The sequence below is a fragment of the Pseudomonas sp. TE9122 genome, from assembly GCF_056278925.1.
Genome location: NZ_JBWBQI010000001.1, coordinates 626,344 through 652,445 on the forward strand (window position 1 = coordinate 626,344; position 26,102 = coordinate 652,445).

Annotated in this window: 21 protein-coding genes; 10 read left to right on the forward strand and 11 right to left on the reverse strand. The window is 60.9% G+C overall.

Annotated features, from left to right (window positions below):
• Together ACZ9BE_RS02670 and ACZ9BE_RS02675 are read left to right on the forward strand one after the other, a co-directional pair.
• Positions 1 to 312 (forward strand): YqfO family protein, encoded by a 312-nt coding sequence (locus tag ACZ9BE_RS02670; protein WP_041479517.1) that lies wholly within the window; start codon positions 1 to 3, stop codon positions 310 to 312.
• Between the two features lie 929 nt (positions 313 to 1,241).
• The gene (locus ACZ9BE_RS02675) at positions 1,242 to 1,601 is read left to right on the forward strand and encodes a DUF6124 family protein (protein ID WP_150636222.1); all 360 of its coding nucleotides are present in this window, start codon (positions 1,242 to 1,244) and stop codon (positions 1,599 to 1,601) included.
• 57 nt (positions 1,602 to 1,658) lie between these two features.
• On the opposite strand, the gene ACZ9BE_RS02680 is transcribed toward ACZ9BE_RS02675, so the two are convergent.
• From ACZ9BE_RS02680 to ACZ9BE_RS02715, 8 genes are all read right to left on the reverse strand, one after another.
• The gene (locus tag ACZ9BE_RS02680; protein ID WP_476248879.1) at positions 1,659 to 7,382 is read right to left on the reverse strand and encodes a membrane-targeted effector domain-containing toxin; all 5,724 of its coding nucleotides are present in this window, start codon (positions 7,380 to 7,382) and stop codon (positions 1,659 to 1,661) included.
• 129 nt (positions 7,383 to 7,511) lie between these two features.
• Positions 7,512 to 9,227 (reverse strand): N-acetylglucosamine-specific PTS transporter subunit IIBC, encoded by a 1,716-nt coding sequence (nagE, locus tag ACZ9BE_RS02685; protein ID WP_457264275.1) that lies wholly within the window; start codon positions 9,225 to 9,227, stop codon positions 7,512 to 7,514.
• A 23-nt stretch (positions 9,228 to 9,250) separates the two neighbouring features.
• Positions 9,251 to 11,764 (reverse strand): phosphoenolpyruvate--protein phosphotransferase, encoded by a 2,514-nt coding sequence (gene ptsP, locus ACZ9BE_RS02690; RefSeq protein WP_476248880.1) that lies wholly within the window; start codon positions 11,762 to 11,764, stop codon positions 9,251 to 9,253.
• A gap of 152 nt (positions 11,765 to 11,916) precedes the next feature.
• Positions 11,917 to 12,939, reverse strand: coding sequence for an SIS domain-containing protein (locus ACZ9BE_RS02695; RefSeq protein ID WP_095180442.1), 1,023 nt, complete (start codon positions 12,937 to 12,939; stop codon positions 11,917 to 11,919).
• Complete coding sequence (gene nagA, locus ACZ9BE_RS02700; RefSeq protein ID WP_460160412.1) at positions 12,920 to 14,026, reverse strand: N-acetylglucosamine-6-phosphate deacetylase; 1,107 nt, start codon at positions 14,024 to 14,026, stop codon at positions 12,920 to 12,922. The genes ACZ9BE_RS02695 and nagA overlap by 20 nt, the downstream gene beginning before the upstream one ends.
• 72 nt (positions 14,027 to 14,098) lie before the next feature.
• The gene (locus ACZ9BE_RS02705) at positions 14,099 to 14,830 is read right to left on the reverse strand and encodes a GntR family transcriptional regulator (protein WP_056783114.1); all 732 of its coding nucleotides are present in this window, start codon (positions 14,828 to 14,830) and stop codon (positions 14,099 to 14,101) included.
• Positions 14,831 to 15,112: 282 nt separating this feature from the next.
• Positions 15,113 to 15,628 carry a L,D-transpeptidase family protein gene (locus tag ACZ9BE_RS02710; RefSeq protein WP_076566026.1) on the reverse strand — a complete coding sequence of 172 codons (516 nt, stop codon included), beginning with the start codon at positions 15,626 to 15,628 and terminating at the stop codon, positions 15,113 to 15,115.
• 74 nt (positions 15,629 to 15,702) lie between these two features.
• Positions 15,703 to 16,257: an NUDIX hydrolase gene (locus ACZ9BE_RS02715; protein WP_056783116.1), complete on the reverse strand. Its 555-nt coding sequence runs from the start codon at positions 16,255 to 16,257 to the stop codon at positions 15,703 to 15,705.
• 147 nt (positions 16,258 to 16,404) lie between these two features.
• On the opposite strand from ACZ9BE_RS02715, the gene ACZ9BE_RS02720 reads away from it, so the two are divergent.
• From ACZ9BE_RS02720 to purT, 5 genes are all read left to right on the forward strand, one after another.
• Positions 16,405 to 17,004 carry a CoA pyrophosphatase gene (locus ACZ9BE_RS02720; RefSeq protein ID WP_016771547.1) on the forward strand — a complete coding sequence of 200 codons (600 nt, stop codon included), beginning with the start codon at positions 16,405 to 16,407 and terminating at the stop codon, positions 17,002 to 17,004.
• 38 nt (positions 17,005 to 17,042) lie between these two features.
• A complete protein-coding gene (locus ACZ9BE_RS02725) occupies positions 17,043 to 17,567 on the forward strand; it encodes a gamma carbonic anhydrase family protein (RefSeq protein WP_016771546.1) in 525 nt (174 codons plus the stop codon).
• Positions 17,564 to 17,779 carry a DUF1289 domain-containing protein gene (locus ACZ9BE_RS02730; RefSeq protein WP_039759143.1) on the forward strand — a complete coding sequence of 72 codons (216 nt, stop codon included), beginning with the start codon at positions 17,564 to 17,566 and terminating at the stop codon, positions 17,777 to 17,779. The genes ACZ9BE_RS02725 and ACZ9BE_RS02730 overlap by 4 nt, the downstream gene beginning before the upstream one ends.
• 154 nt (positions 17,780 to 17,933) lie before the next feature.
• Positions 17,934 to 18,401 carry a VUT family protein gene (locus tag ACZ9BE_RS02735; RefSeq protein ID WP_056783120.1) on the forward strand — a complete coding sequence of 156 codons (468 nt, stop codon included), beginning with the start codon at positions 17,934 to 17,936 and terminating at the stop codon, positions 18,399 to 18,401.
• Positions 18,402 to 18,501: 100 nt separating this feature from the next.
• Complete coding sequence (gene purT / locus ACZ9BE_RS02740) at positions 18,502 to 19,683, forward strand: formate-dependent phosphoribosylglycinamide formyltransferase (protein ID WP_024011715.1); 1,182 nt, start codon at positions 18,502 to 18,504, stop codon at positions 19,681 to 19,683.
• 124 nt (positions 19,684 to 19,807) lie between these two features.
• On the opposite strand, the gene ACZ9BE_RS02745 is transcribed toward purT, so the two are convergent.
• The 3 genes from ACZ9BE_RS02745 to ACZ9BE_RS02755 all read right to left on the reverse strand — a co-directional run bounded on the left by ACZ9BE_RS02745 (position 19,808) and on the right by ACZ9BE_RS02755 (position 23,458).
• A complete protein-coding gene (locus ACZ9BE_RS02745; protein WP_476248881.1) occupies positions 19,808 to 21,124 on the reverse strand; it encodes an MFS transporter in 1,317 nt (438 codons plus the stop codon).
• 267 nt (positions 21,125 to 21,391) lie between these two features.
• Positions 21,392 to 22,633, reverse strand: coding sequence for a CNNM domain-containing protein (locus tag ACZ9BE_RS02750; RefSeq protein WP_476248882.1), 1,242 nt, complete (start codon positions 22,631 to 22,633; stop codon positions 21,392 to 21,394).
• A 12-nt stretch (positions 22,634 to 22,645) separates the two neighbouring features.
• Positions 22,646 to 23,458: a cytochrome C assembly family protein gene (locus tag ACZ9BE_RS02755; protein WP_016771539.1), complete on the reverse strand. Its 813-nt coding sequence runs from the start codon at positions 23,456 to 23,458 to the stop codon at positions 22,646 to 22,648.
• Between the two features lie 210 nt (positions 23,459 to 23,668).
• On the opposite strand from ACZ9BE_RS02755, the gene ffh reads away from it, so the two are divergent.
• The 3 genes from ffh to rimM all read left to right on the forward strand — a co-directional run bounded on the left by ffh (position 23,669) and on the right by rimM (position 26,100).
• Entirely contained in the window at positions 23,669 to 25,045 is a 1,377-nt protein-coding gene (gene ffh, locus ACZ9BE_RS02760; RefSeq protein WP_007967791.1) for a signal recognition particle protein, read from the forward strand.
• 261 nt (positions 25,046 to 25,306) lie between these two features.
• Positions 25,307 to 25,558, forward strand: coding sequence for a 30S ribosomal protein S16 (gene rpsP / locus ACZ9BE_RS02765; protein ID WP_003185073.1), 252 nt, complete (start codon positions 25,307 to 25,309; stop codon positions 25,556 to 25,558).
• A 5-nt stretch (positions 25,559 to 25,563) separates the two neighbouring features.
• A complete protein-coding gene (rimM, locus tag ACZ9BE_RS02770) occupies positions 25,564 to 26,100 on the forward strand; it encodes a ribosome maturation factor RimM (RefSeq protein WP_016771538.1) in 537 nt (178 codons plus the stop codon).
• Positions 26,101 to 26,102 lie beyond the last annotated feature (2 nt).

Consider the following 26,102-nt stretch of genomic DNA (forward strand, 5'->3'; position numbering starts at 1 on the left):
GTGTACAAGCTGGCGTTTTTTGTTCCTGACAGTCATGTCGAGGTGGTCAAAGGGGCTGTGTTCGCTGCCGGTGGTGGGCGGATCGGTGACTATGACCACTGTGCGTGGCAGGTGCTTGGCTCTGGTCAGTTTCGACCGTTGGACGGCAGTCAGCCGTTTGTCGGTCAGGCGGGGCAGGTTGAGCGGGTTGAGGAATGGAAGGTTGAGCTTGTCGTTGCGGATGAGTTGATTGTGGCTGTTGTGGCGGCGTTGAAACTCAGTCATCCGTATGAGACGCCGGCTTATGAGGTGTGGCGGCTGGAGGATTTCTGATCTTCTTTGCTGCTGGAACGGGAGACCCGCAGATGAGTGATTGTCTGCGGGTTTTTTGTTGGCCTTGGTTTTGTTTTGATTTGGGTGAATATCCGTTGCTTCGGGTGTGGCGGCTGGCGGTTTCGCCCTTACGGCGAGTCACCTTTTTCAAACGCCAAAAAGGTAACCCAAAAGGCTTGCTCCTGCGTTCGGCCCTCGCAGGCTCGGGTTCCTTCGTTTCGGGACTGATCCGGGCGCAGCGGCTCCGGTTTGCTTCGCTGCACCTCCTTCCGCTGTGTTCGACTTCGTCGAACGGTCGCTGCGCTCCCACGCCCGGATCAATCCCTCCACTCAGCCTTCCGAAGTCGCCGGTGGATCAAGATCAAGAGCAGGCGAGCTGACACTCGGCCTATTGAGTGGTGAAAAGCGTGTGTGTCCGGCTTTTGATTTGTGTTGTTGCTGCCCCTCACCCCAGCCCTCTCCCGAGGGAGAGGGGGCCGATTTTGTGTGGTTTGCAAATCCTGAGTTCAACTCGGACTTTCACGTCGGCGTACCTCGCCTGAACAACTCGGTCAGTCCCCTCTCCCTCTGGGAGAGGGCTAGGGTGAGGGTGGCGATCTGGGGTGTGTTTAAAGCAGTGTCTGAGTTCGCAGAACCTTCCCACAAGGTTTTCAGGTTGTCCGTCGGACGTGCGATCTCTAGTCTTTTCCCGTCGCTGCGAATCAGCGATCGGGAGTGAGATCCCCGGATAGCTTGCAACTGGCGCCAGCACCACGATAATTGGCGCCAGCTCAATCTGCTGCCTGCTTTATGGCGGCTGTGTGCGGGCAGACTTCGGTCTGGCCGGTTGCCTGCTCCGGTGGATCTCACCTCGCACATAGCTGCCACCTATCCGCCGCGTGAGATCCGGCGATCGATGGCTGTCCATCAGCATCAGCAGGAGAAGCATTGTGGATAAAATCGTTCCCGATCCACCATACGAACCCACCCCCCTCGAACAAACCATCCGCGCCGACGACCTCGCGAAAAACCGCGAAGCGATCAAGCGGGCTCTGGATTTTTACCTGTGCCCGCAACCTGGCAAGGCGCACCCGCCCAGCACCATGTTCCTCATCCAGCCGGAAATCGACACCGAAACCCTGCTCGCCCATGCCTGTGAATCCCTGGCTTCAGCCAACACCCTGGCCAGTGATTTCGCCGATCAGTTGGGGCGACCGCAGCGCAATACGGCGCTGGCGATTCAGCAGATCATCATGCTCGCTGAGCTGGCGGTGAACCGTGCGCTGGATCGGGTGGATCCTCAGGCATGAAAAAACCACTGGGCCGTCAAGCCCAGTGGTTTTCCACAACGTGCAATCGCCCGGGCGTCACGTCACCTGTGTCAGCTTCACGTCTGTGACGAGCATGTCGATCAACGTGCGCAGGTAGGTGAAGGTCTGATCTTTTTTCTCCCAGCGATCAACGAAGAACAGACCCTTGTCATTGATCTGAATCGGCGTCTCAACGATCTCGCCGGACCTGGATTTATGCACCACGCTGGCGTTGCGGGTGTCTGCATTTTCTATAAGGAAGTTTCCGGGTTCGGTCAGTTTGCTGCGACTGACAGAAGGCGTCGCAGCAGGCTTTTTCGTTCCGGGGACGGCCACCTCCATCACAAAATCGCTGCTCAAAGCCCTGACGTTGGCCTCGTGCTTGCCGCTGACAAATTCCCACGACCCACGGTGAATATCCCGGGCCAGTTCAGGGGCAGTGTCGCGCACGTGCAGGCTGACGGCGGACAGTGTATCGGCCAGACCTGGCACACCGAGGTTGTAATTGGTATGCGCACTGCCGATGAAGGCCACCCATTTATGCGGCCCGTTGGCCAATTGATCAGCCTCGATCACTTGGGTTGCAAAATAGCTGAACATCTCGTTTCGCGAGACGTGTTCGTCATACACGCCCTTGAGGTGATAGGACGCCGTGCAATCTAGGGCTCTGATGCGAATGTTGTATTTGGCCGCCGCCTGACAGACCGCCGTGTACGTATCGTTCCCTGTGTAATTCGGCATCTGCCCTTGATCCTGACGATGCAGATAAGCCTTGAGCCTGTCGGGCATGCGCTGGGTACGCAGAAAAGTGTCGAGATCGGCCTGGTGCAGGTCGGTGAGCAGGTGCTCGACGTACAACGTGTCATAACCGGCTTGCTTAAGGGCTTTCATGTGCTTTTTCAGCAGCGCTTTGCTCGCTACATCGACGTGGGCTTCGCCGATCAGCAGATTCAGACGTCCGTCGGTCAATTGCCGTAAAAAAGCTTCGAATGTGCAGTCGGAGGCGAGCACCGGCAGGATCGGCGCATCGGGTGGGACGTAGTCGGTAAAAGCGTCCCTGGCGGTTTTTTCCAGACGTTTGCGTTGGGCAAGGAAAGCCTCGTAGGCCGTTCTTTCACTGGCTACTGTCGGGGTGTAATGGGAATCCATGGAGTAGGGCTTATGCAACATTTCAGCAATATCGTCGCGCAGTGGCGAAGCAATATCGAACTCGCTGAAATGTTCAACGGCGCTAGCTGCGGCGGGCGGCTTGGAGACAGGTAGAGGTGCCTTGTAGGCACTCGGCATCTGTAGGAGGTAATCACCTTGCGCTGTCGCGTCTCCCGCGATGGCACCGGGCGCGTCCCTGCTTATGCGTGCGGGTTGGTACAAGTCGATGTCTTCAATACGCACGGCAACGGCCTCGTGGAGGTCGGCCAGGCCCGGGGTGCTGTCGAACGTGGTCATGCGCGACTGCTCGGTCAGGGCAATCCAGCGCTCTTCGCCGATCTCGGCCATATCGGTGGCAAGCGCCTTGTGCGAATAAAAGTTTCTGATGCGGTTGTTTCGCGGGGTCAAAGGCGAGAGCCTGGACATCACCATGATCCCTTCGAGTTGATAACTGGTCGAGCCGTCCAGCGCATGAATGCTCATGCCTTTTTCCCGTGCCTTGCGCACCAGCGCCAGGTAAGAGAAAGGCGCGTCTGGCTCATGGCCCATGGCTTTATCGAGCGCTTTCAGATGTTTCTTGATATGGCGCCAGGATTCGCCCTTGTTGAATTTTTCCAGTTTGAGATGAAATACGTCTCCCGGCAGGTATTCGAGGAAGAGGTGCTTGTAGCCGTTCTCCAAAAGCACGTCGAGATTTTCGATCAGTGCCTGTTTGCTGGCGATAGAGCCCGGCTGTGCACCGATGACCAGATTCTTTGCGGCGAATGCATCGCTGGCAATCAACTGTGCGAATGAGGTGTTGGCGGCAACCGCCGGCACTTCGGCGCGAGCGGGCAGCGGTGCGAGTTGGGCAAAATGGCGCGTGGCGTCCGTGGTGAGTTTTTCCACCTGTTGCAGATAGGCTTGGCGCATGCTGGCCATTTTGTCGACCACGTTGACCAGGATGACCTGGGGTGAGAAGCCCATGTAATGCTCGCCCTCCTGGAGCATTCGTCGTCGCGATTGCGGGTCCAGCAACTCTTCAACGAGATCCCGGTACTTGATCGCGACTCCATAGTCCTTATGCGGGCCGGGTGTATCGGGCACGGCTTCGTATTTTGGTGCACCGCCGGACAGGCCGCTGCGCACCATCACTCCGTCGGAGTTGCGCACGGTCAGAATGCCGGTCGAAAGCAGTCCGGAGCCATTCGGATCCGGGCGGTAGAGCAAATAACGGCCGAGTGCGTCCGGGGTCGTGCTGGCGTAATACGACTGCCCTCTGAAAACGACGGCATGCATATCGTCCCGGACCGGTTCGGTCGCCATTTGATCGATCAACGGCAGAAGATCCTCTTGCTCGTCGCCAACGGTGGTGACAGCCCGACGCAACGGGCGCCGGACGGGCTTGAGTGAACGCAGCGCCGGACGCAGATCCGTCAGCACCGCGCCAGCACTGTTGAACAGATAACCGAGCAAGTGCCGGAACGCTTCATTGTTATTTCCCTGACGATAGGCATGCAGGGCGAGCATCGCGTCCTTGAAGGCCAGCAACAGGCCGGTGCTCAGGCTCAACAGCGGGAACGGCGCGGTGGCGATGGCAGCGACCCATTCGACGCTCGTCCAGATCAGGCCGGCGATCATTTCGGCGCGACTGGTGGTCGTGGCATGGACGTTGTCGATCCGCCGTTGCAACTTCATGTCGTAGAGCGCGGTACGCAGGTCGCTGACGGCGTCGGCCGGGCGCATCGAGTCATAACGGGCGGGGCTGGGGCTGGTTCTGTTGAGGTCTTTGGGCAGTTTCTTGCGGATGTTTTCCAGGTACGTGCGCACCCGGGTCTGGGCACTGACACCCACCCGCTGGGTCAGGTATTCGATCATGCCGGACTGCAGCAGCAGGTAATTGAACAGGCGCGCTTCGCGAAAACGCACGCCGTCCGGTGCGTCCGGCGTATACAGCAGGACCGGATCGCCGCCATGGCTGAACAACCAGGCATCGATCACCCATTCGCCGTCGATCATCAACCGGTGGATCGGGTATTTCGTCCGGGTCTGCCCCGACGTTTGATCCATGCTGCTGATGCTTTGCTGCAGCCATTGCAGGTCGCTGCTGGCGATATGTCCTTGCAGCTGGCATTCCAGCGCGGCGCTTTGCATCTGGCGCTGAGTGATGGCCAGCGTCGCGTTGCGTCGGAACGCGTAGCCTTCGCTTTTAGAGTCCTGCAGCTCGTTTTTGACTTTGTCGGTATAGCGTTTGCCGATCCAGACACCCGTGACCGAGCGGGCTACGTTCTGCGCGGTCAGGCTACTGATATCGACGCCTTGCGGACCTTTGAAGCGCGCCGAGCGTGAGAATTTCTGGTCGAGAAAACCGACGCCGTCGGCATAGCCGTCGCGATACAGCCGGGTATAGGTCAGCGGTTTCGGCGTCCATGAGGGCACGATCGACTTTGGCGAATAGGCCCAGACGGTGTCCGGATCGACGTCATTGGCAGGGCGTTTGAGCAAGCGGTTCAGGCTGATCTTCGCTTGCGCATGCACGAAATCGTCAAACGCCTGAAAACGTCCGCCCGACAGCGGATGCTGATTGAACGCGCGCAAAGCCCCCTCGGCGTCGTCGCTCAGGGTCGACAGTTTTCGGCGATTGGCCGCAGTGGTCGAGCGATACCACACCGGGGTGCTGAAATCGTAGTCGTCGATGCGTGTGGCGAGCATGTGTTCAGCCATCGCTTTGAGGCAATCGAGATGGTTGCCCAGGTGGTCGAACGTGACTTTCTGGTGCTCTGCTGCTTCCGGCTTCAGGCTCAGCCCCGACAACACCTTGCGCAGGGTCGAACGAAAGCGCATCGGCGCGCGGCTGATCAGATAGCCGGCCATGCTTTCGGCGGCGTCATTCTGCTTGGCCCAACCCAAGAGATGGGTCTGCAATTGGCGCTCGCTGTCGAACGCCTCGAACTGGCGTTCACGGGGCGCCTGCGGTGTGCAGAGCAGCAGGCGGCGGACCGCGCCGGATTCGTCGGTCTGACGCAGCACCCACAGATCCTGCAGCTGGGCGCCGTGCAAAGACAGGGTGGCGGCGCGCAGCTGTGGATCGCTGCCGTTACGCAGGCGCTGGAGCATTTGCAGATCGCCGTCGAGCAGGTGCCCTTGCAGCGCTGCGGCATGGGCGAGCGCGACGATGCGCTGATCGAGCATCTGCTCGATCGCAGGTTTGATCGCGGATCTCGCCTGCATCTGCGTTTGCAAGCGTGCGAAGTCGACGCGCGGTTCCAGCTCCAGTGCCTGCTTGATCACCCAGGCGGGCGTTACGTCCGCGTACTCGTCGGATAACGGCAGGTCGTTGTAAGTCAGCCGGGTGTGGCTGAGAAACGCCGAGCCTGGTAACTCATCGCTGGTGTGCGGGCCGCGCAAGGTCAGCTCGAGCAAATTGCTCTTGTGCACATAAGCGCCGAATCCGGGGACCTGCCGATCCGTAATGATCTGCAGCTTGTCCGGTTCCAGGTCGTCGATTTGCAGATCATCACTCAGCCGTTCCAGCCATTGGTGGCGGGCCACGGCCATCAGGCTGACCGCCGGACCCATCAGGTCAAGCAGGTTTTGCCGGGCCTGATTGTAGTTGCCCAGGTGCAACGCCAGCTCGGCCCGCTTGGCGGCGTCGGCGCTGCGGTACCAGTCCGGGGCGCTGTTGCGCAAATGCCGCTCGAACAGGGTTTGAGCCTGAAGTGCCAGGCGCGGGGTGAGATACGGCAGCGCAGCGCCGATGGCGCGCTCCAGCTCGGCGATCAGTACAGCGGCATCCTGCTGCGGATTGGCGGCGAAACTCAATGCATGTTCGATATCCTGAGTGCGCTTTTCGATCAAGGCATCGTAGATGTGTTCGAACAGCGGTTTGCTGTCGATGGGCGCCAGCTGCAATGGCCAGATTCCCGCTGTACCGACATCGTGGTAGCGGCTGGGCAGCAGCTGCATCAATTCGCCACGGCTGATGCTGTGCTGCATGGTCTTGAGCAGATGGGCATCGAGATCAGCCAGGGAACTGAACAGCTCCAGGCCCCTGGCCGGTGTGAACAACACGACGAAGCCCGCGCTCTGGTCGGTCAACAGATCGCTGACTTTCGGGGTGTCTTTTTGCGTCACAAGAAAAGCCCCGGCCAGCTCGACAGTGGTTTGCTGATAAGTGAACTGCAACGCATACATGGCCGGACGCAACAGCGGGCCGAGTGCCAGTTTCTGTATCAGCTCGCCGGCCTGTGGGTGCAGCAGGCGATCGGTGACGGCCTGTTGCGCTTCGTACTCAAGCGCAGTGAAGCCGGCGTCGTATTTGAGGAAGGTTTTTGCCGCTTTGCCGTTGATCTCGTCACGCAGATCCATGTTGATCAGTTGCGTGTTGAGGCGCACCTTCAGCGTGGCGATCAGTTGCTTGCCTGCCTCGCTCTGCAGGTCGGTGGTTGCCAGCGCCTGATAGAGCGCGCGGCTGCGTTGCAGGTAGCCGTCGCGATAGGTTTTCAGTTGCTCTTCGAGGCGTTTGAGATGAGCCTGCTCGGTGCTCGGTTCGTGCTCGGGCAACAGCGGGGTTTCGGTGTTGAAGAGAAGACGACCGATCTGGTTGAGATCGTTTTTGAGCTCATCGGGTGTGGGTGCGTTGGGGGTGCTCATGGGCACGATTTCCATGCTGGGGATGAAGGGCCAGCATGGCGAGCAGGGCGTGGAGGAGGGTGGTATTCATGTATCGTGCGCGTGCCGTATTTTCGGCGCCCGCTCCAGCCCTCCCGCCACCCGCGCAGATCAAACCTGCGCGCGGATCTCCCCGCGACTCAGCAACGCCTCGATCGCGCCACTCAAACTCGCGGCCTTGTCCCCCACCAGCAAATGCCAGACGCCACCGTCCAACCGGCTGACACCCAGGCAGCCGAGCGCTTTGAGCTGCGCCTCGGACGGCGCCTTGGCATCGGCCAGTTGCAGGCGAATACGGGTCATGGCGATGCAGTCGAGTTGCAGCACATTGTCGCGACCGCCCAGTGCATTCAGCCATTGCTGCGCCTCGTTGCGGGTAAGCGCAACAGTCGTCGGCTCATCGGCAACTACTACGGTTTCTGCCAAAGTTGTACGGCCCAGGGCAGGCATGGCCAAGCGAATCTCATCGGCAATGCTGTCAGCCAACGGCCCGACCACGACCTGCAAACTGCCGCCCTTGCCCGGGCGCACCACCGCCATCGCGCCCAGCGCTTTCAGCTCGGCATCCGAGGCCTTGTTGCGATCGACCATCTCAAGGCGCAGTCGGGTCGTGCAGGCGCCGACGGTGAGCAGATTCTCGGCGCCGCCCAAGGCTTTGATATACGCACTGGCGCGTTCGGTTTCCGAGAGCACGGCTTTTTCGGCGCTGGCGACGTCTTCGCGCCCCGGCGTCTTCAGGTTGAAGCGGCGAATACAGAAGTCGAAAACCAGGTAATAGATGACCGCATAAGCCAGCCCGACCGGCACCACCAGCCAGCCATTGGTCGACTTGCCCCAGCCGAGAATCATGTCGATGAAACCACCGGAAAAGGTGAAGCCCAGATGAATGTTCAGGGCGTTGGTGATCGCCATCGACAGCCCGGTCAGCAGCGCATGCAGGAGGAACAGCAACGGCGCGAGAAACATGAAGGCGAATTCGATCGGCTCGGTCACGCCGGTGAGAAACGAGGTCAGCGCCATCGACAGGAAAATCCCGCCCATCACCTTGCGCCGCTCCGGCAACGCGTTGCGATACATCGCCAGGCACGCGGCGGGCAGGCCGAAGATCATCATCGGGAACATGCCGGTCATGAACTGCCCACCCTTCGGATCGCCGGCGAAATAACGCGACAGATCGCCGGTCACCAATGCCCCAGTGGTCGGGTCGGTGAAGTTGCCGAAGACGAACCACGCCATGTTGTTAAGGATGTGGTGCAGGCCAGTGACGATCAGCAGGCGGTTGAACACGCCGAAGACGAAGGCGCCGATGCTGCCGCTTTCCATCATCAGCGCGCCGAACGCGTTGATGCCCTGCTGGATCGGCGGCCAGATATAGCCGAACAGCACGCCCAGCCCCACCGCTGCAAAACCGGTGACAATCGGCACGAAACGCCGGCCACCGAAGAACGCCAGGTACTCCGGCAGCTTGATGTCCTTGAAACGGTTGTACAGCGCACCGGCCATCAGGCCGCTGACGATCCCGGCGAGCATGCCCATGTTGATGCTCGCATCGAGCACCTTGAGCGTGGAGATCATCACCAGATAACCGATCACTCCGGCCAGGCCGGCGGTGCCGTTGTTGTCTTTGGCGAAACCGACGGCGATGCCGATGGCAAAGATCATCGCCAGGTTGGCGAAGATCACTTGCCCGGCATCGTGAATGATCGCGATGTTCAACAGGTCCGTATCGCCCAGGCGCAGCAGCAGGCCGGCAATCGGCAGGATCGCGATCGGCAGCATCAGCGCGCGGCCCAGGCGTTGCAGGCCTTCGATGAAGAGTTGGTACATGGCGTTTGTCCTTTTTGTTTTTGTTAGCGCAGAGGCCAATGTTGATGACAGGCGTGGCGAACGGCGGCGGCGCTGGACAGCTTGAGCAAGTCGCGGCTCAGGCGCTGACATTCGGCTTCATGCAGTTGACGCACGCGGTCCTTGATTTCACCGATCTGCACCGGGCTCACCGATAGTTCGGTGACGCCCAGGCCGATCAGCACCGGCGTCGCCAACGGGTCGGAGGCGAGGGCGCCGCAGACACCAACCCAGCGCTTGTGTACCGCCGCACCCTCGCAGGTCATGGCGATCAGGCGCAGCAACGCCGGGTGCAGGGCATCGACCCGCGCCGCCAGCCCGGCGTGGTCGCGGTCCATGGCCAGGGTGTATTGCGACAGATCGTTGGTGCCGATCGAGAGAAAGTCGGCGTGTTCGGCCAGTTGCTCGGCTTGCAGCGCGGCGGCGGGGACTTCGATCATCACGCCGATTTCCGGGCGCTCGGTAATCCCCAGCTCAAGACACAAGGCATCAACGCGCTGGCGGATGTGCAGCAGTTCATCGACCTCGGTGACCATCGGCAACAGAATCCGGCAACGCGACAACGGCTTGACCTGCAACAGCGCGCGCAGTTGCTGATCGAGAATTTCCGGGCGCGCCTGCGCCAGACGAATGCCGCGCAGACCGAGCACCGGGTTGGCCTCGGCGGGCAGTGGCAGGTAGTCGAGTTGCTTGTCGCCACCGACGTCGATGGTGCGGATGATCACCGACTTGTCGCCCATGGCATCGATGACCGCTTGATAGGCGCTACGCTGTTCTTCGACGTCCGGTGCCGTCTGGCGATCGACGAAGAGAAACTCGGTGCGCAACAGGCCTACACCATCAGCACCGTTGGCAAATGCGTCTGCCGCTTCGTTGCTTGAGGCGACGTTGGCGACCACTTCGATGTGCACGCCATTGCACGTTTCAGCGGGCAAATGGGCTTTGGCCTGTTGGCTGTCGCGACGCTGCCGGCGCTCGATTTGTGCCTGTTGCACTTCGCTCAGGCGCTCGGCGTTTGGCGTCAATTCGAGGCGCCCGTCGTCAGCGTCGAGCACCACGGCTTGATCTTGCGGCTGCTCAAGCAATTGCGCGCCCAAAGCGACGATGCACGGCAAGCCTTTGCCGCGCGCCAGAATCGCTACGTGCGAGGTCGCGCCGCCCTCGGCCATGCACAACCCGGCGACACCTTGCGCGCTGAGTTGCAGCAGATCCGACGGCGTCAGTTCATGGGCGGCAACGATGGCGCCGGCCGGAACCTGATATTGCCAGGCCTCGCCAAGCAGGGCGCGCAGCACGCGTTGCTTGAGGTCGCGCAAATCGTTGGCACGTTCGGCCAGCAGCGGACTGCCGGTGCCTTGGAGCATGTCGCACTGCGTGTCGATCGACTGACTCCAGGCGTGCGTCGCTGCGGTGCCTTGCGCGATGAATTGCTGCGCGGCGTCGAGCAGGGCCGGGTCTTCAAGCAGCGCCATGTGTGCGGCGAAGATCGCTTCTTCGTCGGCGTTCCTGTGCTTTTTCGCTTGGGCGAGGGTGGCAGCGATTTCGCTGCGCACCGCGTTCAATGCCGCTTCAAGAATCGGCTGCTGTTGCACCGGATCGTGGTTGCCCGCATCCGCCGGCAAGGTGATCGCGTTCAAGCGAAACAGCGGCCCGGCGACCAGCCCCGGCGCCGCGCAGACACCGTGCAACACGCCAGCCTCGGCCGGGCGTTTCAGCGCGGCTGTGGTGGTCGGCGCTTGCGCGTGATGATCGTCCGGCAGCGCCGTGGCCAATGCGCTGAGCAGAGCTTGCAATGCGGCATCGGCGTCCGGTCCCTGACAACTGACCTGCACCTCATCCTGCTCACCAATCGCCAGCCCCATCAAACCGATCAGGCTGTTGCACGGCGCCGATTTACCGTTGAAGTGCAGCTGTGAATGGCTGCTGAAACCCTGGGCGGTCTGACGGATCAGCGCAGCGGGGCGCGCATGCAAGCCGCCGCGATGAGCGACCCGCACTTGGCCACGAACCTCAGGCCCGCCGCTTGTATCGGTATTCGCCGCCACCACATTGCGCGCGATGATGTGCAGCAGCGGCTCGCCGACTTTCACTGTTTTGAGGGTGATCGGCCGCACCTGAAAATCCGCGCTGTTGGTCAGGATCAACAGGCTGACCAGGCTTTTGCAGTGCTGGCCGACCTTGTCCAGGTCATAGCGCAGCAGCGGCTGACCGAGGCTGACGCGATCGCTTTCCTTGACCAGCATGGCGAAACCTTCACCGTTCAATTCAACGGTGTCGAGACCCAGATGCAGGAGGATTTCCGCGCCGTTGTCGGCGCGCACGGTCACCGCATGGCTGCTGCGCGCGACGTGGATGACCACGCCGGCGCAGGGCGAATACAGCGTGTCGTTGAGCGGGTCGATGGCGATGCCGTCGCCCATCGCGCCACTGGCGAACACCGCGTCCGGGACGTTGGCGAGCGTCAGCACCGGGCCGCTGAGCGGGGCGCTGAGGGTCAGCTCTTTATTGTTGTCGGGCATGGCTGGGTCTCATCAGTTGAATCTCGGTTCGATGTCCCCTGTAGGAGCTGCCGAAGGCTGCGATCTTTTGATCTTGTTTTTTCGCTACGTGAAAAAAACAAAAGATCGCAGCCTTCGGCAGCTCCTACAGGGAGTACATCCGTCAACGGCTATCAGTGCGTGCGGGTCACTTTGCTCAAATGGCGCGGCTGATCCGGGTCCATGCCCCGCGCCACGGCCAGGCCTGCGGCCATCACGTAGAAACTCTGGATCGCCAGAATCGGGTCGAGGGCCGGGTGTTCGGCGCGTGTCAAGGTCAGGTCGCGCTCGTTCACGTCATCTGGCGCGGCGAGCAAGACCCGGGCGCCGCGTTGACGCATCTCTGCCGCGAGGCTCAGCAGGCCGGCCTGCTCGGCGCCGCGCGGGGCGAAAACCAGCAGCGGATAGTGTTCGTCGATCAGTGCCATCGGGCCGTGACGGACTTCGGCACTGCTGAACGCTTCGGCCTGAATCGCCGAGGTTTCCTTGAACTTCAGCGCCGCTTCCTGAGCAATCGCGAAACCGGCGCCACGGCCGATCACCATCAGGCGCTCGCAATCGCGCAGGGCTTCGATGGCCACGCTCCAGTCCTGTTTAGCCGCTTCGCGCAGGCCTTCTGGCAGCGCATCGTGGGCTTGCAGCAATTCGCTGTCCTCTTTCCAGTGCGCGATCAAACGCGCGCTGGCGCTGAGGGTGGCGATAAAACTCTTGGTCGCGGCGACGCTGCTTTCCGTGCCGGCGAGCAGCGGCAGGCTGAATTCACAGGCCGCTTCCAGTGGCGAATCGGCAGCGTTAACCATCGACACGCTCAGCGCGCCACGCTTGCGCAACAGGCGCAGGCTGTTGACCAGATCCGGGCTCTGCCCCGACTGCGAAAACGCGAACGCGACCTGACCGCTGACTTTCAGCGGCGCCTGCTGCATGGTCACCACCGACATCGGCAACGAGGCCACCGGCACGCCCAGTTGCTGCATGGTCAGGTAGGCGAAGTAGCTCGCCGCGTGGTCGGAGCTGCCACGGGCGACGGTCATCGCCACTTGCGGCGGCTGGCGGCGCAGGCGCCCGGCGATCTCGATCATCGGCGCGTCGAGCTGTTGCAGTTGGGCTTGCACGGCCTCGAACGAGGACAGCGCCTCTTCAAGCATTTTTGAAGTCAATGTCTTCTCCTTCGACCATGACGGCGGTCAGTGTGAGTGAGCGATCGAGCCGCACGCAGTCGGCCCAGGCGCCGGGGGCAAGGCGCCCGCGTTCGGTGATGCCGAGATAGTCGGCGGGAAATTGCGACAGACGCTGCGAGGCTTCGGCGATCGGCAAACCGATCTTCACCAGATTGCGCAGGGCCTGATCCATGGTCAGGGTGCTGCCGGCCAGCGTGCCGTCGGGCAGACGCACGCCGCCCAGGCATTTGGTCACGGTGTGGCTGCCAAGCTTGTATTCACCGTCGGGCATGCCGGCGGCGGCGGTCGAATCGGTGACGCAATACAGGCACGGGATCGAACGCAGGGCCACGCGGATGGCGCCGGGGTGCACGTGCAGCAGATCGGGAATCAGCTCGGCGTATTTGGCGTGCGCCAGTGCCGCGCCGACGATTCCCGGCTCGCGGTGATGCAGCGGGCTCATGGCGTTGTAGAGGTGGGTGAAACTGCTGGCACCGGCAGCCAATGCGGCGACGCCTTCCTCGTAGCTGCCGAGGGTGTGGCCGATCTGCATGCGGATGCCACGGCGGCTCAGCTCGCGAATCAATGCATCGTGGCCGGCGATTTCCGGGGCGATGGTGATGACGCGGATCGGCGCCAGCGCCAGATACTCTTCGACTTCGGCCATCAACGCGGTGTGGGCGAAGTTCGGTTGAGCGCCGAGTTTTCCCGGATTGATGTACGGGCCTTCAAGGTGCACGCCAAGCACTCGCGCGGCGCCTTTCGGACGCTGTTCGCAGAATTCTCCTACCTCTTTCAAGACGCTGGAAATCTCCGCACTCGGCGCGGTCATGGTCGTGGCCAACAGCGAGGTGGTGCCAAAGCGCACGTGGGTTTTGCTGATGGTTTCGAAGGCGTCGGCGCCTTCCATGATGTCTTTGCCGCCGCCGCCATGCACATGCAGGTCGATGAAGCCCGGCAGCAGATAGGGCAGATCGTTAGCCGCCGGATCGCAGGGCACGCCTTCGATCGACACGATCTTGCCGTGTTCGTGAATCAGCCGGCCGCGAACCCAGCCGCTGGCGGTGAGGATGTTGTCTTCGGACATTTTCGTTCTCGCTTGGGGCCGCGCTCAGCGACGCGGCTCTTTATCTACGAAGCTCTTTATCTACGAAGCTCTTTATCTACGAAGCTCTGCAACAAAGTCGTAGTAGTCATTGCGGCAATAGGTGTCGGTGACTTCGATCGGTGTGTTGTCTTCCAGATAGCCGACCCGGGTCATCAGCAGCATGGCGGTGCCGGGGGCGATGCCGACCAGTGCGGCGAATTCGTCCGAGGCGTTGATTGCCTGGATGTGCTGAAGGGCGCGGACGATCGGTTTGCCGATGCCGTCGAGGTATTCGTACAGCGAATCGCCCACCGCTTGCGGCCTGGGCATGATCGACGCGGGCAGGGTGCTCATTTCGATCGCCATGACCGTGTCATCGGCTTTGCGCAGGCGCTTCATGCGCGCCACCTTGTCATTCGGCGACAGGCTGAGGCGGATCAGTTCTTCGTGGGTTGGGAGGGTGATCTCCCGCTCCAGCCATTTCGAACTCGGCACGAAACCTTTCAGGCGCAGCATTTCGCTGAAGCCGGAAAGACGCGACAGAGGTTGTTCCAGGCGTGGGGTGATGAAGGTGCCCGAGCCTTGCAGGCGGCGGATCAGGCCTTGCTCGAGCAAGACTTCCAGCGCCTTGCGTGCGGTGACCCGGGAGATGCCGAGCTGGTCGCTGAGATTGCGCTCGGACGGCATCGCCTGTTCGGCCTTCCACTGCCCGGCATGAATCGCCGCTTCCAGATTGCGCGCCAGTTGCAAGTACAGCGGCGTCGGCTGGGAATCGTCGGGACGTAGGGGCTGGAGGTCGTTCATGTAGGTCGTTTCCGTCGCGAGTATAGGATTGTTGTGGCTCGCTTGTGCAACGGAAGCTAATACCACTTGAATACCATGTCAACGCGATGAACCGGCGTATGACCCAATGGATTGGCGGTTTTCAGGGGGCAGTGTTTAAAGTGGTATTAGTGATGGCCTATAAAAAGCAAAAGATCGCAGCCTGCGACAGCTTCTACAGTTGAGAGTGGTATCACCCCTGTAGGCGCCGTCGCAGGCTGCGATCTTTTGATTTATTTTTTTTGCGGTGACCAGCGGTCGAGGTTACGGACGAATCTCGATCATCGTGCCGTCCGGTACCAGATTCCAAACTTCACGCATGTCGACGTTGCGCATGGCGATGCAGCCGTCGGTCCAGTCGAGGGTATGGAACAGCTGTTCCGGATTGTCTGCCGAGTCCGGGGTGCCGTGGATCATGATCATCCCGCCAGGCTCAACGCCTTCACGACGCGCGCGGGCGGCATCGCTGATGTTCGGGTAGGAGATGTGCATCGACAGGTTGAATTTGTCGCTGGTCTTGCGCCAGTCGATCCAATAGAAACCTTCGGGTGTGCGTTTGTCGCCCTCGATCAGTTTCGGGCCTTTCTTCGCGCCCTTGCCCAAGGAAATGCGATAGGTCTTCAGCGGCTTGCCGTCGGCAATCAGCTGCAGTTGGTGGGCTGATTTGAGTACCAGGACTTTTTCGATCAGTGGAGTGTTCGAGGGCGTCACGGTGGTCACGAATGACGCTTGCGAAACGCTGACGAACGACAGGCAGAACAGGGCAAGCAACCAGCGCATTGAAACGATTCCCCAAGGAGTGACGCAATCAGGTTTTAGGTAGGAGTTGCCGAAGGCTGCGATCTTTTGATCTTCTAGCCAACAATCACCGGCTGAACCAATGGCGGAATCGATTCCGAACGAACCGGATACTTCTCGACGCGCCGATCAGCGAAGAAGCATTCTAAGGTACGCCCGACCGTGCGGAAAGCCAGCTCGTCCCAGGGAATGTCGGCTTCTTCGAACAGCTGCACTTCAAGGCTTTCCGGCCCGGCCGCGTATTGCAGATCGGCCAGTTCGGCGCGAAAGAACACATGCACCTGGCTGATGTGCGGCACGTCGATCAGCGTGTAAATGCTCAGGTTGCGCACCCGGGCGCAGGCTTCTTCGGCGGTTTCGCGGATGGCGGCCTGCTCGATGGTCTCGCCGTTTTCCATGAAGCCGGCAGGCAGCGTCCAGTAACCGAGACGCGGCTCGATGGCGCGGCGGCAGAGCAGCACTTTCGTCCCCCAGGTCGGTACGCACCCGGCGACGATGTTGGGGTTCTGGTAGTGAATGGTCTGACAGCTGTCGCAGACAAATCGCAGCCGCGAGTCGCCTTCGGGAATGCGCTGGGTGACCGGGTTACCGCAGTGGCTGCAAAATTTCATGCTCGGGTTCCTGAATGCTGTGCCTATCTTGGCGTGCAGCGGGGCCGGTCGGCAAGTTGTCGTTTCGCGACACGACGGGTTTCGGGGGCTTGGGCGCTCGCTTTGATTGGTGCATGATGCGGAGCAAGGCACCGATCGAGAACACTCATGCTGGACGAGCTACTGCATAGGGTAAGCAACCACACACCGCGCACGCTGGAGACCGACGCACGTTTTCCCGAAGCCGCCGTGCTGGTGCCGATCACCCGCAGTGACGAACCGGAACTGGTCCTGACCCTGCGCGCCAGCGGGCTTTCGACCCACGGCGGCGAGGTCGCCTTCCCTGGTGGACGCCGCGACCCGGAAGACCCGGACCTGATCTTCACCGCGCTGCGCGAAGCCGAAGAAGAAATCGGCCTGCCGCCGGGTCTGGTCGAAGTCATCGGCCCGCTGAGTCCGCTGATTTCCCTGCACGGCATCAAGGTAACGCCGTATGTCGGGGTGATTCCCGACTTTGTCGAATACCAGCCCAACGATGCCGAGATCGCCGCCGTCTTCAGCGTACCGCTGGAATTCTTCCGCAAGGACCCGCGCGAGCATACCCATCGCATCGACTATCAGGGCCGCAGCTGGTACGTGCCGAGCTATCGCTTCGGCGAGTACAAGATCTGGGGCCTGACGGCGATCATGATCGTCGAGTTGATCAACCTGCTCTATGACGCCAAAATCAGCCTGCACCGACCGCCGAAAAGTTTTATCGATACCTGAGCCGTCGTTCGAACGGCCGTGAGCCCGAGGAAAACGAAATGAAATACCGCCTGGGCGACGCCCGTGTCGAAACCCATCCACAGAGCTGGGTCGCGCCCAATGCCGTGCTGGTGGGCAAGGTTCGCCTGGAAGAGGGCGCCAACGTCTGGTTCAACGCTGTGTTGCGCGGCGACAACGAACTGATCCTCATCGGCAAGAACAGCAATGTGCAGGACGGCACGGTGATGCACACAGACATGGGTTACCCACTGACCATCGGTACCGGCGTGACTATCGGCCACAACGCGATGCTCCACGGCTGCACGGTCGGCGATTACAGCCTGATCGGTATCAACGCGGTGATTCTCAATGGCGCGAAGATCGGCAAGAACTGCATCATCGGCGCCAATTCCCTGATCGGCGAAGGCAAGGAAATTCCCGACGGTTCGCTGGTGATGGGCTCGCCGGGCAAGGTCGTGCGTGAACTGACCGAGGCGCAGAAAAAGATGCTCGAAGCCAGCGCCGCGCACTATGTGCATAACTCGCAGCGTTACGCCCGCGATCTGGTCGAGCAGGAACAATGACGACTGTTGAACGACCCGTCGCCTCGCCGTGCGTGAATATTTGCGCGCTGGATGAAGATGACGTTTGTACCGGATGCCAGCGCACGGTCGCGGAGATCACCCGCTGGGGCCGCATGAACAATGACGAGCGCCGGGTGGTGCTGGGGTTGTGTCATGAACGGGCGAAGGCGAGTGGATTGGTCTGGATGATTCCCGCGAAGTCAGGCGTCTGAGCCAGCGCTTTCGCGAGCAGGCTCGCTCCCACCTTGAAAATGCATTCCACTGTGGGAGCGAGCCTGCTCGCGAAGACGTCGGTCCTGTCACCGCACCTATTGGCGCAATACCAGCGCTCAAGTAACCTGTGCGCCACATTTACAGGCCACCCCCATGATCTTTCTCATCGCCTACATCAGCAGCGTCGTGCTGATCAACTTCGCCTTTTCCACCGCTCCGCACCTGGACATCATCTGGTCGGCCTGGGGCGGGCTGGTGTTCGTGCTGCGCGACATGGTGCAAACGCGCTTCGGTCACGGCGCGATCGTGGCGATGCTGGCGGCGCTGGTGCTTTCCTACATCACGTCCGACCCTTCCATCGCGCTGGCCAGCGCCACGGCGTTTGCGGTCTCCGAGTGCATCGACTGGCTGGTGTTCAGCGTCACCAAGCGGCCGTTGCGTGATCGTCTGTGGATCAGTTCGGCGCTGAGTATTCCACTGGATACCTTCATCTTCTTCGGCATGATCGACGCCTTGACGCCGCCGGTGATCATCACCGCGCTGGCCTCGAAGTTCGCCGGCGTCACCGCCGTCTGGCTGATCATGGCCTGGCGTGATCGCAAACAGGCTGTCGCCAGCTGAAGCCAAACCCTCGGGTTCATGTAAAATGCCGCGCTTTCTCCCCATGGAAAGCACACCTGCGTGGCTTTCCTCGATGATCCGCTTCCTTTGAGGACCTGAGATGACCCGTATCGGAACTCCATTGTCGCCAACCGCGACCCGCGTATTGCTGTGTGGCTGTGGTGAGTTGGGCAAGGAAGTGGTAATCGAACTGCAGCGCCTGGGCGTTGAAGTGATTGCCGTCGACCGCTACGCCAACGCGCCGGCCATGCAAGTCGCCCATCGCAGCCACGTGATCAACATGCTCGACGGCGCTGCTCTGCGTGCAGTGATCGAAGCCGAGAAGCCGCACTTCATCGTGCCGGAAATCGAAGCCATCGCCACCGCCACACTGGTCGAGCTGGAAGCCGAAGGCTTCACCGTGATTCCGACCGCGCGTGCGGCGCAACTGACCATGAACCGCGAAGGTATTCGTCGTCTGGCTGCCGAAGAATTGGATCTGCCGACTTCGCCGTACCACTTTGCCGACACCTTCGAGGACTACAGCAAAGCCGTTCAGGACCTGGGTTTCCCCTGCGTGGTCAAGCCGGTAATGAGTTCGTCGGGCAAGGGTCAGAGCCTGCTGCGCAGCGCCGATGATGTGCAAAAAGCCTGGGATTACGCGCAAGAGGGCGGTCGCGCCGGCAAAGGTCGGGTGATCATCGAAGGCTTCATCGATTTCGATTACGAAATCACCCTGCTGACCGTGCGCCACATTGGCGGCACCACGTTCTGTGCACCGGTCGGTCACCGTCAGGAGAAGGGCGACTATCAGGAATCCTGGCAGCCGCAGGCCATGAGCCCGATTGCTCTGGCTGAATCCGAGCGCGTTGCCAAAGCTGTGACGGAAGCGCTGGGTGGCCGTGGTCTGTTCGGTGTCGAGCTGTTCATCAAAGGTGATCAGGTGTGGTTCAGCGAAGTTTCGCCACGTCCGCATGACACCGGGCTGGTGACGCTGATTTCTCAGGACCTGTCGCAGTTTGCCCTGCATGCCCGCGCCATTCTCGGCCTGCCGGTACCGCTGATCCGTCAGTTCGGCCCGTCGGCGTCGGCAGTGATTCTGGTTGAAGGCCAGTCGACCCAGACCGCATTCGCCAATCTGGGCGCTGCGTTGAGCGAGCCGGATACCGCGCTGCGTCTGTTCGGCAAGCCGGAAGTGAACGGTCAGCGCCGCATGGGCGTGGCGCTGGCGCGGGATGAGTCGATCGAGGCTGCTCGCGCCAAGGCGACCCGTGCGTCGCAGGCGGTTGTTGTCGAGCTGTAAACCGGGTCGCGGCATCCATTCGCGAGCAGGCTCGCTCCCACATGGGATTGGGTGAACAGAGAATCTGTGACCAATCCCAAAACCCTGTGGGAGCGAGCCTGCTCGCGAAGCTCTTGATCTTCTGTCAGGCAACCTGATTCAGATCGTTATTGCGCGTCTCCTTCAAACACAACACCGCAATCAGGCTCAACACCGCCGCCGCCGACACATACCCGCCGACATAGCTCAACCCGCCCATCGCCACCAGTTTCTGCGCAAAGAACGGCGCCGCCGAGGCCCCGACGATGCCGCCCAGGTTGTACGCCGCTGAAGCGCCGGTATAACGCACGTGGGTCGGAAACAGCTCAGGCAACAGCGCGCCCATCGGTGCGAATGTCACGCCCATCAAAAACAACTCGATGCACAGAAACAGCGCCACGCCCCAGGTCGAGCCCTGCGTCAGCAATGGCTCCATCAGGAACCCGGACAGAATCGCCAGCACGCCACCGATGATCAGCACCGGTTTGCGCCCGTAACGGTCGCTGGCCCAAGCGGATAATGGCGTCGCTGCGGCCATGAACAACACGGCAAAGCACAGCAGGCCGAGGAACGTTTCGCGGCTATAACCCAGCGTGGCCACGCCGTAGCTCAGGGAAAACACCGTCGAGATATAGAACAGCGCATAGCACACCACCATCGCCGCCGCACCGAGCAGGGTCGGCGCCCAGTATTGGCTGAACAACTCGATCAGCGGCACTTTCACTCGCTCCTGACGGGCGATCGCATTGGCGAACACTGGCGTTTCATGCAATTTGAGGCGCACATACAGGCCGACCATCACCAGCGCCGCGCTGAGCAGAAACGGAATGCGCCAGCCCCAGCTGCGGAACTGTTCATCATCCAGGGTCATCGCCAGGGTCAGAAACAGGCCGTTGGCCGCAAGAAAACCAATCGATGGCCCGAGCTGCGGGAACATGCCGAACCAGGCGCGTTTGCCCTTCGGCGCGTTTTCCGTGGCCAGCAGCGCCGCACCGCCCCATTCGCCGCCAAGGCCCAGGCCCTGACCGAAACGCAGCACGCACAGCAGAATCGGCGCCCAGGCACCAATGCTGTCGTAGCCCGGTAGCACGCCAATCAAGGTGGTGCACACGCCCATCAACAGCAGCGAGGCGACCAGCGTCGATTTACGGCCGATACGGTCGCCGAAGTGGCCAAACAGTGCCGAACCCAGTGGTCGGGCGAGGAAGGCAATGCCGAAAGTGAGAAACGCCGAAAGCATCTGCGCCGTGCCGGAGGTCTGCGGAAAGAACACCGGCCCGATCACCAGCGCCGCAGCAGTGGCGTAAACGTAGAAGTCGTAGAACTCGATAGCAGTGCCGATAAAGCTTGCCGTGGCCACGCGGGTGGCGGAATTGGTCGGCTGGGCAGGCGCGGTTTCGCTGTAAGCGGTATGGGTCGTCATGCGGTGATCCCTGACAGTCATGAGCTCCAGTGGAGCGAATTATTATGGTCGAACACCCAGGGATGTGGGGTAGGGCGCGAGCGCTGTTTCGAGTAGGAACAGTCGTCGGTTTGCAGCGGAAACAGTCAGGATCCGGGCAGTGCCGGGTAGGCACAGGGATCGACGGCGCTTGGGTAAGCGCCTCGATTATAGGAAGGGGGCTAACGATCAAACAAGCGCAAAAGATCGCAGGGTAGGAGCTGCCGAAGGCTGCGATCTTTTGATCTTCTATCGAGCAGGCACCAGAGCAGGCACCGATGAGGTCAGCCAGATCAGCACCTTGCTCACCCGGTTCTCCTCGGTCTCGAGGATTTCCAGTCGATAACGCCCGATCTTCAGGCACACCGCGCTTTCCGGAATGGTTTCCAGCGCTTCGGTGACCAGGCCGTTCAGGGTCTTCGGACCGTCGCTCGGCAGGTGCCAGCCCAGGCACTTGTTCAGGTCGCGGATTGACGCGGCGCCATCGATCACCATACGCCCGTCGGTCTGGGGATGAATGTGCGGATTGTCGAGGCTGTGCTCGCTTTCGAATTCGCCGACGATTTCTTCGAGAATGTCTTCAAGGGTGACGATGCCCAGCACTTCACCGTACTCGTCCACGACCATGCCGAGACGGCGTTGCTGCTTGTGGAAGTTCAGCAGTTGCAGTTGCAGCGGCGTGCTTTCCGGGACGAAGTAGGGCTCGTAGCTGGCGGCCAGCAGTGCCTCGCGGGTCAATCCACCGTTGCTCAGCAAATGGCCGATCTGGCGAGTGTTGAGCACCGCTTCGACCTGATTGATGTCACTGTGAAACACCGGCAGACGCGTGCGCTTGTTCTCGCGCAGTTGCTCGATGATCTCTTCGATCGGATCGTCGAGGTTGATGCCGTCGACGTCACTGCGCGGCACCAGAATGTCGTTGACCGTGATGTTGTCCAGCGCATGAATGCCCGACACCGGGTGGGCGCGGACCGGATGTTCGGGATCATCATCGTGATCGGCCGGCAACTCGTCCTCGCTCTGTTGCACCACCTGAGCCTTGCGCGTGAACGGGCTCAGCAGCAAAGCGCTGACCCGGCTGAACAGCCACGCGAACGGGTAGACGATTTTCATCGGTACGGCCAGCAGGGCATTGCCGAACGCCAGCACGGCGTCGGGATAGCGCCGGGCCAAAGTGCGCGGGAAATAATCGGCGAACACCAACAGGATGCCACCGGCGCCAAGGCAGGCCGCCCACGGGCCATTTTCTTCGCAGAGAAAAATCGCCAGCAGCGTCGCGATGATCACGGCGAGGGCGCGGCACAGGGTGTTGCAGAGGATCAGGCTGTCGAGCGGGAAGCTCAGCTTCGCCAGCGGCTTGTCGCTGGCGCGTGAGGCGATCCGTTGCGCGAGCAGGTGCTGCTGCGCGATTTCGACGGCGGTAAACAGCCCTGACCATAAGATCAGCAGGACAAATACCGCGAGCATCGGCCCTATGGGCAAACCGTCCATTTATGCCGCCCGTCAGATGTGCAGTATGTATTCACGAACCAGTTTGCTGCCGAAGTACGCCAGCATCAGCAGGCAGAAACCGGCGAGGGTCCAGCGAATCGCCTTGTGGCCGCGCCAGCCCAGTCGGTTGCGACCCCACAGCAGCACGCTGAAGACGATCCATGCCAGACAGGCCAGCAGGGTCTTGTGCACCAGATGCTGGGCGAACAGATTCTCAACGAACAGCCAACCGGAAATCAGCGACAGCGACAGCAGCGTCCAGCCGGCCCAGAGAAAGCCGAACAGCAGGCTTTCCATGGTTTGCAGGGGCGGGAAGTTCTTGATCAGCCCGGACGGGTGCTTGTGCTTGAGCTGATGGTCCTGAACCAGCAGCAGCAACGCCTGGAACACGGCGATGGTGAACATGCCGTAGGCGAGGATCGACAATAGAATGTGCGCGAGAATGCCTGGCTCTTCGTCGATGATCTGCACTGTGCCGGTCGGCGCGAACTGCGCCAGCAATACCGTGATCGCACCGAGCGGGAACAGCAGCACCAGCAGGTTTTCCACCGGGATCCGCGAACAGGCCAGCAGAGTCAGGGCAATCACCGCAGCGGCGATAAGGCTGGACGCGCTGAAGAAGTCCAGGCCGAGGCCGATCGGGGTCAATAGATGAGTAAGCAGGCTGGCGCCGTGGGCGAGCACGGCGAAGACGCCGAGGCTGACCAGCAGGCGCTTGTTCGCCTTGGCGCCGGTGGCCAGGCGAGTGCTTTGATAGACGGTCGCAGCGGCATAGAGCAGGGCGGCGGCGAGGGTGGTCAGCAAACTGGGTGACAAGGGGAGCATAAATCCTGTTAGGCGAGCCCGAAAGGCGCTGAGTTTGGCATAGAACCGCCACGGCACGAAAGACTCCGCAAGCTGACGGCGAGGTGTCCGCCGGCCGCAGTCTTCGCTATAATCCGCGACCTGCCCACGCCGCAGGCTCGCCGAGCACATGTTGATTCCGGTCTGGGCCGCCATTATCCCGGTTCGTACAGGGCCTGAAAGGATCGCGCAATGTTTGAAAACTTAACCGACCGTCTCTCGCAGACGCTGCGCCATGTCACCGGCAAGGCGAAGCTGACCGAGGACAATATCAAAGACACCCTGCGTGAAGTGCGCATGGCGTTGCTCGAAGCTGACGTCGCACTGCCGGTGGTCAAGGACTTCGTCAATTCGGTCAAGGAGCGCGCTGTCGGCACCGAGGTGTCGCGCAGCCTGACGCCGGGCCAGGCGTTCGTGAAGATCGTCCAGGCCGAACTCGAAAGCCTGATGGGCGCGGCCAACGAAGACCTCAACCTGAGTGCCGTTCCGCCAGCCGTGATTCTGATGGCCGGTCTGCAGGGCGCGGGTAAAACCACCACTGCCGGTAAGCTGGCGCGCTTCCTTAAAGAGCGCAAGAAGAAGTCGGTCATGGTCGTGTCTGCGGACATTTACCGTCCGGCCGCGATCAAGCAACTGGAAACCCTGGCCAACGACATTGGCGTGACATTCTTCCCGTCCGATCTGAGCCAGAAGCCGGTCGACATCGCCAATGCGGCTATTAAAGAAGCCAAACTGAAATTCATCGACGTGGTCATCGTCGACACCGCCGGTCGTCTGCACATCGACGAAGAGATGATGGGCGAGATCAAGGCGCTGCACGCCGCGATCAACCCGGTCGAAACCCTGTTCGTGGTCGACGCCATGACCGGTCAGGACGCCGCCAACACCGCCAAGGCCTTCGGCGATGCGCTGCCGCTGACCGGCGTAATCCTGACCAAGGTCGACGGCGACGCCCGTGGCGGTGCCGCACTGTCGGTGCGCGCCATCACCGGCAAGCCGATCAAGTTCATCGGTATGGGCGAGAAGAGCGAAGCGCTCGATCCGTTCCACCCTGAGCGTATCGCCTCGCGGATCCTTGGCATGGGCGACGTGCTCAGCCTGATCGAGCAGGCTGAAGCGACCCTCGACAAGGACAAGGCCGACAAACTGGCCAAGAAGCTGAAAAAGGGCAAGGGCTTCGACCTCGAAGACTTCCGCGATCAGCTGCAACAGATGAAGAACATGGGCGGCCTCGGCGGCCTCATGGACAAACTGCCGAGCATCGGCGGCGTCAACCTGTCGCAGATGGGCAATGCCCAGAACGCCGCAGAGAAGCAGTTCAAGCAGATGGAAGCCATCATCAATTCCATGACCCCGGCCGAGCGCCGCGACCCTGAGCTGATCAGCGGTTCACGCAAGCGTCGGATCGCCATGGGTTCCGGCACGCAGGTGCAGGACATCGGCCGCTTGATCAAGCAACACAAGCAGATGCAGAAGATGATGAAGAAATTCACCGCCAAGGGCGGTATGGCGAAAATGATGCGCGGCATGGGCGGTATGTTGCCCGGCGGTGGCATGCCGAAAATGTGAGACAGGACACCAAGACTTCGCCGGTCGTCGCACCGGCGCAGACCCTGCAAGGACGCAGGATCAACAGCAAACCCGCACTCGGCGGGAGCTGACTGGCCGTTTTTAACGACGGCTCTCTATGCAAATCTGCACGGCATGCCATGGGCGCCGGAAAAAGTCATTTGCAAAAGTCCGGATATTCCTTAGAATATGCGGCCTTTCGGGCACCCATGCCCGCTGTGCATTTAGATTTGCAGCACCGACTACAGGAACGATGTTCACATGCTAACAATCCGTCTTGCCCTTGGCGGCTCCAAAAAGCGCCCGTTTTACCACCTGACCGTAACCGACTCGCGTAACCCGCGTGACGGCTCCCACAAAGAACAGGTTGGTTTCTTCAACCCTGTTGCCCGTGGTCAGGAAATCCGTCTGTCCGTGAACCAAGAGCGCGTTGCCTACTGGCTGAGCGTTGGTGCACAACCTTCTGAGCGCGTTGCTCAGTTGTTGAAGGAATCTGCCAAGGCTGCGGCCTGAGCAATATGAACGCGACGCCAGCCCCTGCCGATGATTTGATCGTTATTGGCAAAATTTATTCTGTTCATGGCGTTCGCGGCGAAGTGAAGGTTTATTCCTTTACTGATCCGACTGAAAACCTGTTGCAGTACAAAACCTGGACGCTCAAGCGCGAAGGCAATGTCAAACAGGTCGAGCTGGTCAGTGGACGCGGGAGCGACAAGTTCCTGGTCGCCAAGCTCAAGGGTCTCGATGATCGTGAAGAAGCTCGTCTTCTGGCCGGTTATGAGATCTGCGTGCCGCGCAACCTGTTCGCTGAATTGACCGAAGGCGAGTACTACTGGTACCAGCTGGAAGGTCTGAAGGTCATCGACACCCTCGGGCAACTGCTCGGGAAAATCGATCATCTTCTGGAAACCGGCGCCAATGATGTAATGGTCGTCAAGCCTTGCGCTGGCAGCCTGGATGATCGCGAACGCCTGTTGCCCTATACGGAGCAATGCGTGTTGGCTGTCGACCTGGAAGCGGGCGAGATGAAGGTGGATTGGGACGCGGACTTCTGAAC

Excerpts from the sequence above, each read along its gene's own strand:
- rpsP (WP_003185073.1), top strand. The coding sequence starts at position 25,307 with ATGCTAACAATCCGTCTTGCCCTTGGCGGCTCCAAAAAGCGCCCGTTT.
- ACZ9BE_RS02750 (WP_476248882.1), bottom strand. The coding sequence starts at position 22,633 with ATGGACGGTTTGCCCATAGGGCCGATGCTCGCGGTATTTGTCCTGCTG.
- ACZ9BE_RS02730 (WP_039759143.1), top strand. The coding sequence starts at position 17,564 with ATGACGACTGTTGAACGACCCGTCGCCTCGCCGTGCGTGAATATTTGC.
- ffh (WP_007967791.1), top strand. The coding sequence starts at position 23,669 with ATGTTTGAAAACTTAACCGACCGTCTCTCGCAGACGCTGCGCCATGTC.
- ACZ9BE_RS02720 (WP_016771547.1), top strand. The coding sequence starts at position 16,405 with ATGCTGGACGAGCTACTGCATAGGGTAAGCAACCACACACCGCGCACG.
- ACZ9BE_RS02680 (WP_476248879.1), bottom strand. The coding sequence starts at position 7,382 with ATGAGCACCCCCAACGCACCCACACCCGATGAGCTCAAAAACGATCTC.
- ACZ9BE_RS02710 (WP_076566026.1), bottom strand. The coding sequence starts at position 15,628 with ATGCGCTGGTTGCTTGCCCTGTTCTGCCTGTCGTTCGTCAGCGTTTCG.
- rimM (WP_016771538.1), top strand. The coding sequence starts at position 25,564 with ATGAACGCGACGCCAGCCCCTGCCGATGATTTGATCGTTATTGGCAAA.
- ptsP (WP_476248880.1), bottom strand. The coding sequence starts at position 11,764 with ATGCCCGACAACAATAAAGAGCTGACCCTCAGCGCCCCGCTCAGCGGC.
- purT (WP_024011715.1), top strand. The coding sequence starts at position 18,502 with ATGACCCGTATCGGAACTCCATTGTCGCCAACCGCGACCCGCGTATTG.
- ACZ9BE_RS02745 (WP_476248881.1), bottom strand. The coding sequence starts at position 21,124 with ATGACGACCCATACCGCTTACAGCGAAACCGCGCCTGCCCAGCCGACC.
- nagE (WP_457264275.1), bottom strand. The coding sequence starts at position 9,227 with ATGTACCAACTCTTCATCGAAGGCCTGCAACGCCTGGGCCGCGCGCTG.
- ACZ9BE_RS02715 (WP_056783116.1), bottom strand. The coding sequence starts at position 16,257 with ATGAAATTTTGCAGCCACTGCGGTAACCCGGTCACCCAGCGCATTCCC.
- ACZ9BE_RS02755 (WP_016771539.1), bottom strand. The coding sequence starts at position 23,458 with ATGCTCCCCTTGTCACCCAGTTTGCTGACCACCCTCGCCGCCGCCCTG.
- ACZ9BE_RS02725 (WP_016771546.1), top strand. The coding sequence starts at position 17,043 with ATGAAATACCGCCTGGGCGACGCCCGTGTCGAAACCCATCCACAGAGC.
- nagA (WP_460160412.1), bottom strand. The coding sequence starts at position 14,026 with ATGTCCGAAGACAACATCCTCACCGCCAGCGGCTGGGTTCGCGGCCGG.
- ACZ9BE_RS02705 (WP_056783114.1), bottom strand. The coding sequence starts at position 14,830 with ATGAACGACCTCCAGCCCCTACGTCCCGACGATTCCCAGCCGACGCCG.
- ACZ9BE_RS02735 (WP_056783120.1), top strand. The coding sequence starts at position 17,934 with ATGATCTTTCTCATCGCCTACATCAGCAGCGTCGTGCTGATCAACTTC.